This is a genomic window from Vescimonas sanitatis (assembly GCF_049060325.1).
GTDB classification, from domain to species: Bacteria; Bacillota; Clostridia; order Oscillospirales; family Oscillospiraceae; genus Vescimonas; species Vescimonas sanitatis.
In genome coordinates this window covers 36,720-50,395 of sequence record NZ_JBMGPW010000009.1, presented here as the reverse complement: position 1 = coordinate 50,395, position 13,676 = coordinate 36,720, and the positions used below count along the sequence as shown (strand labels likewise).

General features: G+C 57.1%; 16 protein-coding genes. 9 read left to right on the top strand and 7 right to left on the bottom strand.

What is annotated here, in order from left to right; genetic code table 11:
• Nucleotides 1-82 precede the first annotated feature (82 nt).
• From ACOMDU_RS11330 to ACOMDU_RS11315, 4 genes are all read left to right on the top strand, one after another.
• A complete protein-coding gene (locus tag ACOMDU_RS11330) occupies nt 83-298 on the top strand; it encodes a helix-turn-helix domain-containing protein (protein WP_117822226.1) in 216 nt (71 codons plus the stop codon).
• Nucleotides 299-555: 257 nt separating this feature from the next.
• Nucleotides 556-1,977 carry a MobA/MobL family protein gene (locus ACOMDU_RS11325; RefSeq protein WP_421130415.1) on the top strand — a complete coding sequence of 474 codons (1,422 nt, stop codon included), beginning with the start codon at nt 556-558 and terminating at the stop codon, nt 1,975-1,977.
• A 185-nt stretch (nt 1,978-2,162) separates the two neighbouring features.
• Complete coding sequence (locus tag ACOMDU_RS11320) at nt 2,163-2,438, top strand: autorepressor SdpR family transcription factor (RefSeq protein WP_117822228.1); 276 nt, start codon at nt 2,163-2,165, stop codon at nt 2,436-2,438.
• Nucleotides 2,431-3,516 (top strand): SdpI family protein, encoded by a 1,086-nt coding sequence (locus ACOMDU_RS11315; RefSeq protein WP_181983873.1) that lies wholly within the window; start codon nt 2,431-2,433, stop codon nt 3,514-3,516. The genes ACOMDU_RS11320 and ACOMDU_RS11315 overlap by 8 nt, the downstream gene beginning before the upstream one ends.
• A 252-nt stretch (nt 3,517-3,768) precedes the next feature.
• Here ACOMDU_RS11315 and ACOMDU_RS11310 read toward each other — a convergent pair whose 3' ends face one another.
• The gene (locus tag ACOMDU_RS11310) at nt 3,769-4,149 is read right to left on the bottom strand and encodes a TnpV protein (RefSeq protein WP_117822230.1); all 381 of its coding nucleotides are present in this window, start codon (nt 4,147-4,149) and stop codon (nt 3,769-3,771) included.
• A 407-nt stretch (nt 4,150-4,556) separates the two neighbouring features.
• On the opposite strand from ACOMDU_RS11310, the gene ACOMDU_RS11305 reads away from it, so the two are divergent.
• Complete coding sequence (locus ACOMDU_RS11305) at nt 4,557-4,682, top strand: hypothetical protein (protein ID WP_421130414.1); 126 nt, start codon at nt 4,557-4,559, stop codon at nt 4,680-4,682.
• A 72-nt stretch (nt 4,683-4,754) separates the two neighbouring features.
• On the opposite strand, the gene ACOMDU_RS11300 is transcribed toward ACOMDU_RS11305, so the two are convergent.
• The 5 genes from ACOMDU_RS11300 to mtaB all read right to left on the bottom strand — a co-directional run bounded on the left by ACOMDU_RS11300 (nt 4,755) and on the right by mtaB (nt 8,893).
• A complete protein-coding gene (locus tag ACOMDU_RS11300) occupies nt 4,755-5,234 on the bottom strand; it encodes a GNAT family N-acetyltransferase (protein ID WP_421130413.1) in 480 nt (159 codons plus the stop codon).
• Between the two features lies 1 nt (nt 5,235).
• The gene (locus ACOMDU_RS11295) at nt 5,236-6,594 is read right to left on the bottom strand and encodes a PFL family protein (protein ID WP_421130412.1); all 1,359 of its coding nucleotides are present in this window, start codon (nt 6,592-6,594) and stop codon (nt 5,236-5,238) included.
• A gap of 11 nt (nt 6,595-6,605) precedes the next feature.
• A complete protein-coding gene (locus tag ACOMDU_RS11290; protein ID WP_022136402.1) occupies nt 6,606-6,875 on the bottom strand; it encodes an ACT domain-containing protein in 270 nt (89 codons plus the stop codon).
• A gap of 160 nt (nt 6,876-7,035) precedes the next feature.
• Nucleotides 7,036-7,608, bottom strand: coding sequence for a 5'-deoxynucleotidase (gene yfbR, locus ACOMDU_RS11285; protein ID WP_421130411.1), 573 nt, complete (start codon nt 7,606-7,608; stop codon nt 7,036-7,038).
• Between the two features lies 1 nt (nt 7,609).
• Complete coding sequence (gene mtaB, locus ACOMDU_RS11280; RefSeq protein WP_421130410.1) at nt 7,610-8,893, bottom strand: tRNA (N(6)-L-threonylcarbamoyladenosine(37)-C(2))-methylthiotransferase MtaB; 1,284 nt, start codon at nt 8,891-8,893, stop codon at nt 7,610-7,612.
• A 136-nt stretch (nt 8,894-9,029) separates the two neighbouring features.
• Between mtaB and ACOMDU_RS11275 the strand changes: the two genes are divergently transcribed.
• Genes ACOMDU_RS11275 through ACOMDU_RS11260 form a run of 4 tightly spaced genes read left to right on the top strand, consistent with a single transcriptional unit; the run spans nt 9,030 to nt 13,336 of the window.
• Nucleotides 9,030-10,163 carry a cysteine desulfurase family protein gene (locus ACOMDU_RS11275; RefSeq protein ID WP_421130409.1) on the top strand — a complete coding sequence of 378 codons (1,134 nt, stop codon included), beginning with the start codon at nt 9,030-9,032 and terminating at the stop codon, nt 10,161-10,163.
• A 28-nt stretch (nt 10,164-10,191) separates the two neighbouring features.
• A complete protein-coding gene (locus ACOMDU_RS11270; protein WP_421130408.1) occupies nt 10,192-11,583 on the top strand; it encodes an MATE family efflux transporter in 1,392 nt (463 codons plus the stop codon).
• A complete protein-coding gene (locus ACOMDU_RS11265; RefSeq protein WP_421130407.1) occupies nt 11,580-12,407 on the top strand; it encodes a putative RNA methyltransferase in 828 nt (275 codons plus the stop codon). The genes ACOMDU_RS11270 and ACOMDU_RS11265 overlap by 4 nt, the downstream gene beginning before the upstream one ends.
• Nucleotides 12,408-12,409: 2 nt before the next feature.
• Nucleotides 12,410-13,336 carry a GH25 family lysozyme gene (locus ACOMDU_RS11260; protein WP_421130406.1) on the top strand — a complete coding sequence of 309 codons (927 nt, stop codon included), beginning with the start codon at nt 12,410-12,412 and terminating at the stop codon, nt 13,334-13,336.
• 33 nt (nt 13,337-13,369) lie between these two features.
• Here the strand turns inward: ACOMDU_RS11260 and ACOMDU_RS11255 are convergent, their stop codons facing one another.
• The gene (locus ACOMDU_RS11255; RefSeq protein ID WP_421130405.1) at nt 13,370-13,543 is read right to left on the bottom strand and encodes a hypothetical protein; all 174 of its coding nucleotides are present in this window, start codon (nt 13,541-13,543) and stop codon (nt 13,370-13,372) included.
• Nucleotides 13,544-13,676: the final 133 nt, after the last annotated feature.

Sequence of the window (13,676 nt, the reverse complement as noted above, 5' to 3'; positions counted from 1 at the left end):
CAGGTTGACAAGTGATGGCAAAATAAGTATAATGATAATACCAAAGTTGCATTTTGAGTATTTAAGAAAGGAGAACAGCACTATGAACGCAATCAAAATGGGAATGACAATCGAAGAAGCGGCAGAAACCAGCGGCATCGGCAGAAACACAATGCGAAAGTTGGTGGACTGGGGCAAGCTGCCTGTTCTGAAGGTCGGACGTAAAACCATTATCCGCAGGGATACCTTAGAGCGTTTTATGACCGTCAATCAGGGCAGAAACCTACTGTGTCAGGATGATGTCCGTAAGGTAGAGTAAACCGTTCTCAAAGCCCTCGGCGTTTGAGAGCGAAATACACCCCTCGCACAAATCTACGATTTGTTCAAGTGATATTTCGCCCTTGCAGGGAGCCTGTATCACAGCTTGTCGGCATATACCGCCGCTATGATACAGAGAAAATTGCTGCCGCAATTTTCATTGGCTGTCTCGTCAGCACCCGCCGCCAAAACAGCCGCAACCGACAAGTCGGTTGCAAAATGAGAACGCACCTTTACAACACAGAACGGAGATGATTTATGACACGCCACAGCTTTATTCAGATGTCAAAGCTGTATAATGTCAAGGGAAGAATATCGTATATTACAAGCCATGCAAGACAGGAAAACCTCTATGCCACTTACCGCACCGCAGACAATTCCTTTTGGCGAAACCTTGCAAAAGAATGTCAGCAGGAATTTAAGCGAAGCAACTCGCCGGGGAAGTGTATCGAAGCAAGGGAATTGATAATTGCCCTGCCCGAAGTTTACACCACCTATGAGCCGCAACAGGTACTTGAAGATTTCACAGAGGAATTTCGCAGACGGTACAATGTGGAATGTGTATCGGCACTCCACCACAACAAGAGAAAGACCAATTACCACATCCACCTTATATTCAGTGAAAGGCGGCTACTTGCCGAGCCGGATATAAAGATCGCCACCCGAAGCGTATTCTATGATGAAACGGGCAAGCGGGTACGCACCAAGAAAGAGATCACCGATGAAAGCGGCAAAGTCCGTGAGGGCTGTACCGTTATCCCCAAAGGCGGCATATACGAACAGCACCTTTTCACCGTAAAGGATGACCGCTTCAAAAGCGACCCTTTTCTTCGGGAAGTAAAGGAAATCTATACCGCCCTTATCAATCGGCATATCTCAGACCTCGAACAGCACCTAAAGGTGTTCAATCCCGACAGTATCTATCTGCCAACCAAGAAGATTGGCAAGAACAATCCCAAAGCCGCAGAAATTGAAGCAGACAATGCCGCAAGGCAGGAATGGAACAGAACGGCGGATATGGCACTCATATCAGGGATTGAAGAAGCCAAGATACTGGAAATCAAGAAAGATGAGATCCACCAAAAAGCAAGTCAATCCATTAAAGCGAATGGATGGCTGCCAAATCTGTTCCGCAGTATTGTGGGCAAGGCAAAGGAATTTTTGCAGAACCTGATAAGGCAGACGGCACTACCGCCCAAACCGGTACTCAATATGGATATGGCAGAGTTCCGCACAATGCAGAAGCTGATGATACGGGTGCAGGACAGGGCAAGAGAAATCCGCAGCTTGCAGGATGAAGTACCCAAGTTAAAGGCACAGCTTGCCGAAACAAAGGGTATATTCAAGGGCAAGGAGCGAAAGGCGTTGGAAACGCAGATACAGCAGAGGGAAGAAAAAATCTCCGCTATGCTTGAAACAATACCCGATATTCTGAAAGATGACGGTTATCCCGACGTGCAAGCATTTATGGCAACCTACTGCAAGGCAGAAGTCATAGTTAATAACTACAACCGAGAGCTTGCAGAATGGGAACGCAAGGTCAAAGAAAAAAGCAGACCCGCCGAAAAAGAACGGTATGCACCGCCAGAAAAGCAAAGTGTCCGTGACCAGCTAAGACGGTTGCAGGCAGAGGGCAGACAGACCAAACCCAAGCATCGATCCCACGACAGAGAAAGATAGCTTTAACACCGAAAACAACACCGCAGGGCAGTTTCCCTGCCTTGCGGGATTACATATTACGGGCGGCAAAGAGAAAGCCGCCCCTTTCAATTTGTATGAAAATCTTAGCGAACCTATTGACAATTATAGTCTCTATGCGTATAATATAATTAACAATTTGGTTAAATGTTAAGGGAGGATGTCAAATGGGACTGCAACAGACATTAAAAGCTCTTGCTGACCCAATTCGCCGTGAAATACTAAATATGCTGAAAAAGGGGCGAATGTCTGCGGGAGAGATTACCAACCATTTCTCTGTAACAGCACCTTCGATTTCAAGACATCTATCGGTGTTGAAGGATGCTGACTTAATCAGAGATACAAGAGAAGGAAAGTTCATTTTCTATGAAATCAACACCTCTGTTTTGGAGGAAACTATGCTATGGATTGCAGATTTGAAAGGGGATAATGATAATGCTTAAAAAGAACAAGATTAAGGTTATAATATCGTCAATTATTATTTTACTTCCGGCTTTATTCGGGATCATTATGTGGAATGATTTGCCTGACATTATTACAACCCATTGGGGAGCTGACGGCAATGCGGACGGATTAAGCGGAAAGGTCTTTGCTGTCTTTGGTACACCTATCATACTTTTGATTTTCCATTTTGTTTGTTTGCTTTTTACTTCATTGGATAAAAAACAAAAAGATCAAAATCAAAAAGCATTGGGAATGGTTTTTTGGATTCTTCCGATTATATCCCTTTTCGCAAACGGAATAATGTATCGTGCAGCTTTTGGCAAAGAATTTGATTTAGCATTTTTTATGCCGGCTATGCTCGGAGTAATGTTCATCTTTATAGGCAATTACTTACCCAAAGTTAAACAAAACAGAACGCTGGGTATCAAGATTTCTTGGGCGTTGAATAACGAGGAGAATTGGAATAAAACGCATAGATTTGGCGGTAAGGTCTGGGTAGTTGGAGGACTTATTTTATTGCTCTCCATTTTTCTTCCTCTAAAAGTGATGGTATGGGTTGTAGTATGTGTGATTGCTGCTTTGGCGATTATTCCTATAGTTTACTCTTATTTCATTTACAAACAGCATCAAAAGGAAGGAATTGTATATGCTGAAGCGCCCAAAAGCGGTGCGGAAAAAATTGCGCTTAGAATAACCGCAGTTATAGTACCCATCATTTTATTAGGTGTTGCTCTTTTAATGTTTACTGGTAACATCGAGGTAAAGTGCGAAGATACAGCATTAACGATCAATGCAACCTATTGGACAGACCTGGAGATCGATTATTCCGAAATTGAGACCATTGAATACCGTAAGAATTTAGATGTAGGAGTGCGAACAAGCGGTTTTGGTTCTCCCAAACTATCTATGGGCATTTTCCAAAATGATGAATTTGGATCATACACCTTATATTCCTATACAGGTGCTAAAGAGCATATTATCTTGACTTCCGGCGAGAAAACTCTTGTCATTGGAATGAGCGATCCAAAAGAAACACAGGCAATTTATGATGCGATGTTAGAGAAAGTAGACAAGTAACGAAAATGGGATGAAAAGCCATATTTCAAGCTATTTTCTGACCGCAAAAACAGAGGGGTAAGGTGTTTGTACCTTACCCCTCGATTTTGTGTATTTTGGCGTTACAGTCTCATTTTGCGAACTTTATCATAACCTCGTCAACGGCATCCGTATATCTGCCTTGTGCTATCAGTCTGTTGCTGAAAGCAAGCAAAGCATTGAAGATATACCGCCGCTCTTCTGCTGTGAGGTAAAGGTAATACTTCCGTTTTCTCATACGAAGATCACCTCGGCATTGACAGTTTCCGTAACCGCAGACCGCAGATTGCTCATTCTGCCAACCCATTCCATTTGGTTGTCTGCTTTCAGTTTTTCGGTAATGCCCTCACGCTCTGCCCGTTGTTTCATAAGATGGTCAAACAGTTCCTGTGCCTGTTCTTCAACATCGGCAAGGTGGGATTGCAGTTTGCCGCTTGTCAACAGCTTGATGTAGAACACTTTTCTATGCTCACGGATATACCGCAAATGCCGCTGTCCCCATACTCCGATATGCCTTTCTTCTTTTTCGGCAGGTAATACCAAACAGGGGATGTAATAATCTCCCTGTAATTCATACCATAAGCCGTTGCTGTTATCGTAAATGTACTTGTCCATTATAAAATCCTCCAGTATAATATATTCGCACATATGTCACAGTTTCCTGATTACCACATTTTGTTATATTGTGTTACGAGTTTTTTCTTCCCTTGATTTTTCCCTTATGAGGTCACGAGGGAAGCATAAACAATAGTGAAATCGTATAAAGGGATAAGGCGAGCACACAGCGAAAAATCCTTTATTTCCAAGGCTTTTGGAGGATTTTATTGATAACCTATAACCTCTGTTAAGAGGTCATAATTTATAGAAATTCAAATTCCGATTTGCCGGTTTCTTTCACCGCTGCCAAATCCATCATATCATGCGTTTCCATACAGAGCAATAAAAAAGATGGACCGCAGAAAATCCGTGATGGAATTTTCAGAGCATTGGCAGGACTTGTTGACGGAGGGCGGCTTTGGTTGGTGGCGGTTGACGCCGCCGGGGAGTTTAAGACGCCGCCTGCGCGGCGGGACGAGGGCTTTACGCCGCTGCGCGGCTACACCTCATCCGTCAGCTTCGCTGACACCTGTCTCCCTGCGGGTCGGTAGGTTCGCGGGTCTGACAGGCCACCGGCCTGTCATTCAACACCGCGGACCCCCCAAGGGGAAGGCTAACGGGGGTCATATGCGCTCGTAGGCGCGGCGGGGGGTGCCGTCGGCGACGTGGATGGTGCCGGTGTACGCGAAGCCGGCGCGTTCCAGGCAGCGGCGCATGGGGTGGTTATCCTCGTGGGTGTCCGCCCGCAGATGGGGACACCGCGTCCACGCCCAGGCCACGGCCTCGGCCAGCACGCCGGTATGGGTACCGTCGCTGCCCAGGCGGTGGAGGGTGCCGTATGGCGTCTCGTCATCCAGCCACGCGCCGTCGATGACCTGATAGGTGGGGTCGTCGCCGATGATGAAGGCAAACACGGCGTACACGCCGCCCGCGTCCTCCATGACGAACAGCCGGCCGGCGGCCACGTCCGACCGGAGCAGGGCCTCGGAGGGGTAGCCGTTGACCCACTGGACGGTGTTGCCGCTGCGGCGCATGAACTGCCGGGCGCTGGCGTAGATCTCCAGCGCCCGGGGGATGTCGAGACTTGTCGCAGGTCGGATCATATCAGTTTTTCAGGCTTTGCAGCGGGGCGGGGATACGGCCGCCGCGGGCGATAAAGTCGGCGCTGGAGGCCTCGTGGACGGGCATCAGGGGCGCGCTGCCCAGCAGGCCGCCCATCTCCACGGTGTCGCCCACGTCCGCGCCCTCCACGGGGATGATGCGGACGGCGGTGGTCTTGCTGTTGACCATGCCCACGGCGGCCTCGTCGGCGATGATGGCAGAGATCGTCTCCGCCGTGGTACTGCCGGGCACGGCGATCATGTCCAGGCCCACAGAGCACACGCAGGTCATGGCCTCCAGCTTGTCGATGGTCAGGGTGCCGTCCAGGGCCGCGGCGATCATGCCCTCGTCCTCGGAGACGGGGATAAAGGCGCCGGACAGGCCGCCCACATGGCCGCTGGCCATGACGCCGCCCTTCTTCACGGCGTCGTTCAGCAGGGCCAGGGCGGCGGTGGTGCCGTGGGTGCCGCAGACGGACAGGCCCATCTCCTCCAGGATGCGGGCCACACTGTCGCCCACCGCCGGGGTGGGGGCCAGGGACAGGTCCACGATGCCGAAGGGCACATCCAGACGGCGGCTGGCCTCGGACGCCACCATCTGGCCCATGCGGGTGATCTGGAAGGCGGTCTTTTTGATAGTCTCGGCCACCACGTCGAAGGGCTGGCCCTTGCAGCCCTGCAGGGCGTGGTACACCACGCCGGGGCCGGACACGCCCACGTTGATGACGGTGTCGGCCTCACCCACGCCGTGGAAGGCGCCGGCCATGAAGGGGTTGTCCTCCACGGCGTTGCAGAACACCACCAGCTTGGCGCAGCCCAGGCCGTCACGGTCGCGGGTCAGGTGGGCCGTCTCCTTGATGACGCGGCCCATCTGGGCCACGGCGTCCATGTTGATGCCGGCCTTGGTGCTGCCCACGTTGACGCTGGAGCAGACCAGCTCCGTGCGGGCCAGCGCCTCGGGAATGGAGGCGATGAGCCGCCGGTCGCCGGAGGTAAAGCCCTTCTGCACCAGGGCGGAGTAGCCGCCGATGAAGTTGACGCCGCAGGTCTTGGCGGCGCGGTCCAGCGTCAGGGCCAGGGGGACAAAGTCCTCGCTTTTACAGGCCGCGCCGGCAATGGCGATGGGCGTGACGGAGATGCGCTTGTTGACGATGGGGATGCCGAACTCGCTCTCGATATCGCAGCCGGTTTGGACCAGCTTTTCGGCGCGGGAGCAGATCTTGTCGTAGATCTTGTCGCAGCAGCGGTCCATGTCCTCGTCGGCGCAGTCCAGCAGGGAGATGCCCATGGTGATGGTGCGGATGTCCAGGTGCTGCTTGTCCACCATGGCAATGGTGTCGAAGATGTTTTGCAGACTCAGCATATTCCCACCCCTTACAGCTTGTGCATGGCGTCGAAGATGTCCTCCCGCTGGATGCGGATGGACAGGCCGCGGCCCTCGCCGTAGGCCTTCAGATCGGCGCGCAGGGCGTCGAAGGGCGCCTGACACTCGGTCAGGTCCACCACCATCATCATGGTGAAGTAGCCCTCCATGATGGTCTGGCTGATATCCAGGACGTTGATGCGGCTGGCCGCCAGGGTGTTGCACACACCGGCGATGATGCCCACCTGGTCCTTGCCCACAACGGTAACGATCGCTTTCATAACTATAGACTCCTCTCGGATGGTTTTTTGTTTTGGCGCGGGAGGCGCGGTTTGCCGAAAACCGATGGATCCCGTGTCCTGTCGATGGCAGGCCGACGACGGCGTATCGGGTATACGTCGAGGAGACCTGACGATGGCAGGGCGCGGGAGGTGCGGTTTGCTATTCCAGTTCGTCTAATGTCAGCGAATAGCTGGGCAGGAAATGCTCGCGGAAATAGTCCAGCTCCGGCAGGGCCATGGCGTCCATGGCGGCGGCGGTCTGGGCGGCGGCCTGACGGAACTCGGTGTTGCCGGCCTTCAGCTCCTCGATGCACTTGATGTGGGCGGAGAGCTTATCCGCCGCCCTCACCAGCTGCTCGATCTCCGGGTCGGCGGGACGGAGGGCATCCTCGTAGGCGGGACGCAGGTCCTCCGGCAGCATGGAGAGGAGCTTGTCCTCCGCCACCTGCTCCACGGCCTTGTAGGCGTCGCGGATGCCGGGGTTGTAATACTTGATGGGGGTGGGCATATCGCCGGTGAGTATCTCGCCGGCGTCGTGATACAGCGCCGCCACGGCCACGGCGCCGACGTCCACCTGGCCGCCGAAGCGCTCGTTGCGCAGCACCGCCAGCGCGTGGGCCAGCACCGCCGTCTGGTGGCTGTGCTCCTGGATGTTCTCCGTGTAGCTGTTCCGCATGAGCGACCAGCGCTGGATGAAGCGCATACGGTTGATATAGGCGAAAAAGTGGTTCATGTTATGTCAACTCTCCTATCAGTACATCACCATCTATACCGACTATTTTTGTATCGATAATTTTATTATGTAAATCTTCGGCGCGGACGCACACCTCACAGTAGTTGGGGGCGTGGCCGGTGTAGAGGCCGTCCTTCTCCTGCTCATAGAGCACCGGGTAGGTCTGCCCCACGCAGCCCTCCAGATAGGCGCGGTGCATGGTCCGGGCCACGGCCACGGCGCGGCGGGTCCGTTCCTCCTTTACCGCGGCGCTGAACTGCACCAGCTCCGCCGCCTTGGTGCCGGGACGGACGGAATAGGGAAAGACGTGCATATCCGCGAAGGCGCACTTTTCGATAAAGGCCATGGTCTGTCCGAACTCCCTGTCCGTCTCGTCGGGGAAGCCGCAGATCAGATCGGTGGTGACGGCGGGCCGGTGGAAATACTGCCGCAGCAGTGTGACGGACTCGTAAAACCGTGCCGTGTCGTACTTCCGGTTCATGCGGCGCAGCGTCTCGTCACAGCCGGACTGCAGGGACAGGTGGAAGTGGGGGCACAGGTTGGGCAGCTTCGACGCCCGGCGGCAGAAGTCCTCGGTGATGGTACGGGGCTCCAGGCTCCCCAGCCGCAGACGCATATCCCCCGCGGCGGCGGATACCGCCTCCAGCAGGTCGATGAGGCTTTGGCCGTTTTTCAGATCGTGGCCCCAGGAGGATATCTCGATACCGGTGAGCACCAGCTCACGGTATCCCTCGCGCCGCAGCTGCTCCGTCTGGGCTACGGCCGTCGCCAGCGGCAGGGAGCGCACCGGACCGCGGGCGTAGGGGATGATGCAGTAGGTGCAGAAATTCACACAGCCGTCCTCTACCTTCAGCATGGCCCGGGTGCGCTCGGCCATGCCGCCGGCGGGCAGCACCTCGAATTCCCGGCGGCGCAGGGCGTCGTCCAACAGTCTCACCGGCTCCTTCTCGTGGGCTGCCTGCTCGAACAGGTCCAGAAACGCCATGCGGTCACCGGTACCGGCCAGCAGGTCCACGTCCAGTGCCGCCACCACCTCCGGGTGGGTCTGCACATAACAGCCGCAGGCGGCCACCACCGCGTTGGGGTTCAGCTTATGACACCGGCGGATCATCTGCCGGGATTTCTTGTCACTGATGGCGGTGACGGAGCAGGTGTTGACGATATAGCCGTCGGCCTCTGTCTCGGCGGGCACCAGCGTATGACCGCGGCGCAGCAGCTCCTGCTCCATGGCCTGTGTCTCGTATTGGTTCACCTTGCAGCCCAAGGTATAGATGGCAACACGCATCTTGCACTTTCCCCTATTCTATCGTATAATAAGGTTTCACGGGTGAAGGTGTTTTTCACTCCCGCTTTTTGATCGGTTTATTATACTGTATTTTACCGTGTCTTTCAAGACCCGTTCGTGAAACAGGAGGCTCTCTATGGTCTATTTTGATAACGCCGCCACCACGCCGGTGCCCAAAGCCGTGGCCGACGCCATGTACGAGGTGCTGACGGCGCACTTTGGCAATCCCTCCTCCCAATACCCCATAGGGGTGGAGATGAAAAAAGCCGTGGAGGGCTGGCGGGCCGTCATCGCCGGGGCGCTGGGCTGCCCCGCAGAGCGCCTGTACTTCACCTCCTGCGGCACGGAGAGCGACAACTGGGCCATACAGGCCGCCCTGTGGCAGAACCGGCACAGGGGCAGACACATCATCACCACCGCCGTGGAGCACAGCGCCGTTCTGGAGCCCTGCAAGCTGCTGGCCCAGCAGGGGTATGAGGTCACCTATCTGAAGCCAGGACGGGACGGCAATGTCACCGCCGAACAGGTGGCGGATGCCCTGCGGGAGGACACCGCCCTGGTGTCTGTGATGCTGGTGAACAACGAGACGGGCTGCGTATTTCCCGCGGCGGACATCGCTGCCCTGCTGCGGGAGAAGGGCTCCCCTGCCCTGCTGCACTGCGACGCGGTGCAGGGCTTTTTGAAGGTCCCCTGCGACCCGGAGGGCTGGGGCGTAGACCTGATGAGCCTGTCCGGTCACAAGGTCGGCGGGCCAAAGGGCGTGGGCGCGCTGTACATCGGTCCCCGGGTGCGGAACCCCCGCCCCCTGCTGCCCGGCGGCGGACAGGAGCGCGGCGCGCGCTCCGGCACCGAGGCCACGGCCCAGATCGCCGGCTTTGCCAAGGCGGTGGAGCTGCGGCTGGCCGATTATGACGCCAAGCTGGCCCACATGGCCGGACTGAAGGCCTATTGCCGGGAGAAGCTGCTGGCCATGGGCGGCGTGGTCCCCGTGGGCGAGGGTACGGCCCCCCACATTCTGGCGGTGTCGCTGGTAGGGTATCCCAGCGCCAACATCGTAACGGACCTGGGTGCGCAGGGCATCTGCATCTCCGCAGGCTCTGCCTGCCATCAGGGGAAGGCGAGCCATGTGGTCTCCGCTCTGGGGCTGGACAAAAAGACTGCCGCCGGCGTGATCCGTATCTCCTTCTCCCCTGACAATACACGGGAGGACGTGGATGTCCTGTGCCAGGCGCTGCTCGCCCACCGGGACAGCCGCTTCCCCATGCTTTGATAATCCAATTTTCTTAATGAGGTGAACCATGCTGCAAGCTCTGAAGCGCGACAAGGCCTTCTACGGATATCTGCTCCGGCTGACCGGGCCCATCGCCCTGCAAAACCTGATCACTTTCTCTCTGGGCCTGATCGACACACTGATGGTCAGCCAGCTGGGCAACAATGAGATGGCGGCGGTAACAGCGGCCAACGTGCCGGTATTCCTGCTGATCTCCATCGTGTTCGGCGTCCAGTCCGGCGTGGGCATCCTGATCAGCCAGTACTGGGGCAAAAAGGACCTGACCAGCATCAGCCGCGCCATCGGCGTGGCGGCGGGGCTGGGCGTGGCTCTGGCGCTGGTCATCGCGCTGGCGCTGTTCCTGTGGCCAGTACAGATCATGGACCTGATGAGCAACAAGCACCATCTGTCCCTGCTTGGCGCGCCGTACCTGCGGGTCATCGGCTTCTCCTATGTGTTCAATATGCTCTCGTCTATCTACGTCAGCGCGCAGCGCAGCGTGGAGAACGCCAGCTTCGGCATGAAGCTGTTTGGTATGTCCACAGTGCTGAATACCGGCATGAACTACCTGCTGATCTTCGGCAAGTGCGGCTTTCCCATGCTGGGCGTGGAGGGCGCGGCCATCGCCACGCTGCTCTCCCGCGTGGCGGAGTTCGCCGTATGCCTGTTCTGCGCCCTGCGGAGCCGGGTCATCCCCCTGGACCTGAAGGCGCTCCTCCGTCCGGGCTGGGAGATGCTGCGCCGGTTCGTGAAATACGCCTCGCCGGTGATGGCCAACGAGCTGTTCTGGGGGCTGGGCAACAGCCTGCTCACCGTCATTCTGGGACACATGGCCATCTCGGTAGAGTTTCTGGCGGCCAACGCCGTCATGGGCAACCTGAACCGCCTGTTCCTGGTGGTGTGCTTTGGTCTGGGCGCCGCCACCGCCGTGATGATCGGCAAGGCCATCGGTGAGGGACAGAGCCACGATGAGCTGATGGACCTGTCCAGGACGCTGTCCTGGGTGACGATACTGGTGGGCGCCGCACTGGCCGTCATCGCCCTGGCGCTGGTACCGCTGCTGTTCCAGCCGGTGGTCTTCCCACTGTTCAAGCTGTACGACCTCAGTGCCCATCTTGCCACCACCCTTGCGGTGACGGGCTTCGCCTGCATCCCCTTCCACGCCTACTCCATCTCCGCCGTCACCGGTATCCTGCGGGCAGGCGGCGATGTGTTCTGGTCCACGGCACTGGATCTGGGTCCCCAGTGGCTGGTGGCGCTGCCGCTGACGGCCCTGCTGGCGCTGGTGCTGGACGCGGATCCCTGGTTCGTGTCGCTGGCCATACAGGCGGAGAGCTTTATCAAGTGTCCCATCTGCCTGTGGCGCATCCGGTCCCGTAAATGGATACACGACGTGACACTGCCGGAGGGTGAGCGATGAACAGTCTGTTCGTCTGCCCCATGTGCGGCGGCGCGCTGACGCGGCGGGAGGGCAGCTATCTCTGCCCCGCCGGCCACTGCTTCGACATCGCCAGGGAGGGCTATACCTATCTGCTGCCGGTGAACCGGAAGCACTCCAAAACCCCCGGCGATGACAAGGCTATGGCCGCGGCGCGGCACGCCTTTCTGGAAAAGGGCTACTACGCCCCGCTATGCGAAGAATTATGTCAACTCGCTGTGGAGTTGACCGGCGATGCCCCGGCGGTGCTGGACAACGGCTGCGGCGAGGGCTACTACACCGCGGGCATCTATCGTGCCCTGTGTGAGGCTGGGAAGACGCCGGTGATGGCCGGGATCGATATCTCCAAGCCCATACTGCGTCTGGCAGCTAAGCGGGAGAAAAACGTGCAGTTCGCTGTGGCCTCCTCCTACCGCCTGCCGGCGGCAGACGGGTCCGTAGACCTGCTCATCAACTGCTTCTCGCCGCTGGCCATCGAGGAATTCCGCCGTGTGCTGCGGCCCGGCGGGCACTTTATCTATGTGGTGCCCGGAGAAATGCATCTGTGGGAGATGAAGCAGGTGCTCTATGACCACCCCTATGTCAATGAGGTGAAGGAGACGCCCTATGAGGGCTTCCGGTATGTGAGCATCCGACACGTACGGGACGTTATCCATCTGGAGGATCCGGCGGACATACAGGCGCTGTTCGGCATGACGCCCTACTGCTGGAAAACGCCGAAGGCCGGCGTTGAAAAATTATGTAAACTCACGCGGCTGGACTGCCGCATCGCCTTTGACATACACGTTTTCGAAAAGGAGGGATAACTATGGATCGAATTTCCCCGCCCCGCCGCCGGCCGCGGCGGCGTCTGCTGCCGGTGCTGCTGCTGGTCGCGGCGGTGCTGGTGGTTGGCGGACTGCTGACGGCGGTCGTTCTGTCCCTGCGGGGCGGCAGCGCCCGGCAGGAGCCGGAGGCCGATCCCCACGCGGGGCAAGTATATATCAACGACGGATTTAACATGGTGTGGATGACGCCCCATGAGGGTATCCCCGCCAGCGGCCTGGCGCAGGAGGACTTCCGCCGGGACACCAACGACGACGGCAGCGACGGCGTCCGCGTCCGCTATCTGGGCGCGGAATACGCCACCCGCTGGGGCGTGGACGTGTCTAACCACCAGGGCACCATCGACTGGGCGGCGCTGAAGCGGCAGGGCGTCGACTTTGCCTATCTGCGCCTGGGTCTGCGGGGCTACGGCGAGAAGGGCTCCCTGTACCCGGACCGGTCCTTCGACAGCTATTACAGCGGGGCCAGGGCCGCCGGCATCGACGTGGGCGTGTATTTCTTCTCCCAGGCCGCCACCGTGCAGGAGGCCGCCCAGGAGGCCCTGTACGCCCTGCAGCTGCTGGATGGCCGCGACCTGGACCTGCCGGTGTACTACGACTGGGAGCCGGTACAGCAGGAGGACTCCCGCACACTGCACAACAACGAATTCCTGCTGACCTCCCAGGCCCGGACTTTCTGCGCCTTGATCGAACAGGGCGGCTATGAGGCCGGGGTGTACATGAACCGCCAGCAGGGCTACTACCGCTATGATCTGCCCTCTATGGGGAACATCGCCCTGTGGATCGCTGATCCCGGCGACTATCCGGACTTCTACTACCGCTTCGATGTGTGGCAGTATGACCACGGCGCACGGCTGGACGGCGTCAACGAGATCGTGGACCTGAACGTGGAGTTCGTGCCGGTAATGTAAGCAAGAGCGCTCCCCCGGCGGGGGAGCGCTCTTTTATTCGAACAGCTTTCCGCAGGCCCAGTTGGTAAAGGGTGCGGCGGCAAACATATTCCAGAAAAACGCCATGGGGAAGTTCTTGATAAGCGTCCCCGCCCAGATGGCGGGCAGCTGCCACACCGGCGCACCGCCTAAGATCATGCTGAAAATAATGGTGGCCGCCAGACTCATGGTTGGGCACATAATGTTTATATTATGTAAACTTGTTTTTGTGTCCACGACCTTACCGTACCAGAATTTCCGCACCGGGTCATACAGCACTGCTTACAATCGCCGCAGCCAGACATTACATCCTCCCCACATA

What these genes read in the sequence shown, in the direction of transcription:
- ACOMDU_RS11310 (WP_117822230.1), bottom strand. Translation starts at nt 4,149, where the DNA reads ATGGACAAGTACATTTACGATAACAGCAACGGCTTATGGTATGAATTA.
- ACOMDU_RS11270 (WP_421130408.1), top strand. Translation starts at nt 10,192, where the DNA reads ATGCTGCAAGCTCTGAAGCGCGACAAGGCCTTCTACGGATATCTGCTC.
- mtaB (WP_421130410.1), bottom strand. Translation starts at nt 8,893, where the DNA reads ATGCGTGTTGCCATCTATACCTTGGGCTGCAAGGTGAACCAATACGAG.
- ACOMDU_RS11320 (WP_117822228.1), top strand. Translation starts at nt 2,163, where the DNA reads ATGGGACTGCAACAGACATTAAAAGCTCTTGCTGACCCAATTCGCCGT.
- ACOMDU_RS11295 (WP_421130412.1), bottom strand. Translation starts at nt 6,594, where the DNA reads ATGCTGAGTCTGCAAAACATCTTCGACACCATTGCCATGGTGGACAAG.
- ACOMDU_RS11275 (WP_421130409.1), top strand. Translation starts at nt 9,030, where the DNA reads ATGGTCTATTTTGATAACGCCGCCACCACGCCGGTGCCCAAAGCCGTG.
- ACOMDU_RS11265 (WP_421130407.1), top strand. Translation starts at nt 11,580, where the DNA reads ATGAACAGTCTGTTCGTCTGCCCCATGTGCGGCGGCGCGCTGACGCGG.
- ACOMDU_RS11290 (WP_022136402.1), bottom strand. Translation starts at nt 6,875, where the DNA reads ATGAAAGCGATCGTTACCGTTGTGGGCAAGGACCAGGTGGGCATCATC.
- ACOMDU_RS11330 (WP_117822226.1), top strand. Translation starts at nt 83, where the DNA reads ATGAACGCAATCAAAATGGGAATGACAATCGAAGAAGCGGCAGAAACC.
- ACOMDU_RS11300 (WP_421130413.1), bottom strand. Translation starts at nt 5,234, where the DNA reads ATGATCCGACCTGCGACAAGTCTCGACATCCCCCGGGCGCTGGAGATC.
- ACOMDU_RS11325 (WP_421130415.1), top strand. Translation starts at nt 556, where the DNA reads ATGACACGCCACAGCTTTATTCAGATGTCAAAGCTGTATAATGTCAAG.
- ACOMDU_RS11260 (WP_421130406.1), top strand. Translation starts at nt 12,410, where the DNA reads ATGGATCGAATTTCCCCGCCCCGCCGCCGGCCGCGGCGGCGTCTGCTG.
- ACOMDU_RS11315 (WP_181983873.1), top strand. Translation starts at nt 2,431, where the DNA reads ATGCTTAAAAAGAACAAGATTAAGGTTATAATATCGTCAATTATTATT.
- yfbR (WP_421130411.1), bottom strand. Translation starts at nt 7,608, where the DNA reads ATGAACCACTTTTTCGCCTATATCAACCGTATGCGCTTCATCCAGCGC.
- ACOMDU_RS11255 (WP_421130405.1), bottom strand. Translation starts at nt 13,543, where the DNA reads ATGAGTCTGGCGGCCACCATTATTTTCAGCATGATCTTAGGCGGTGCG.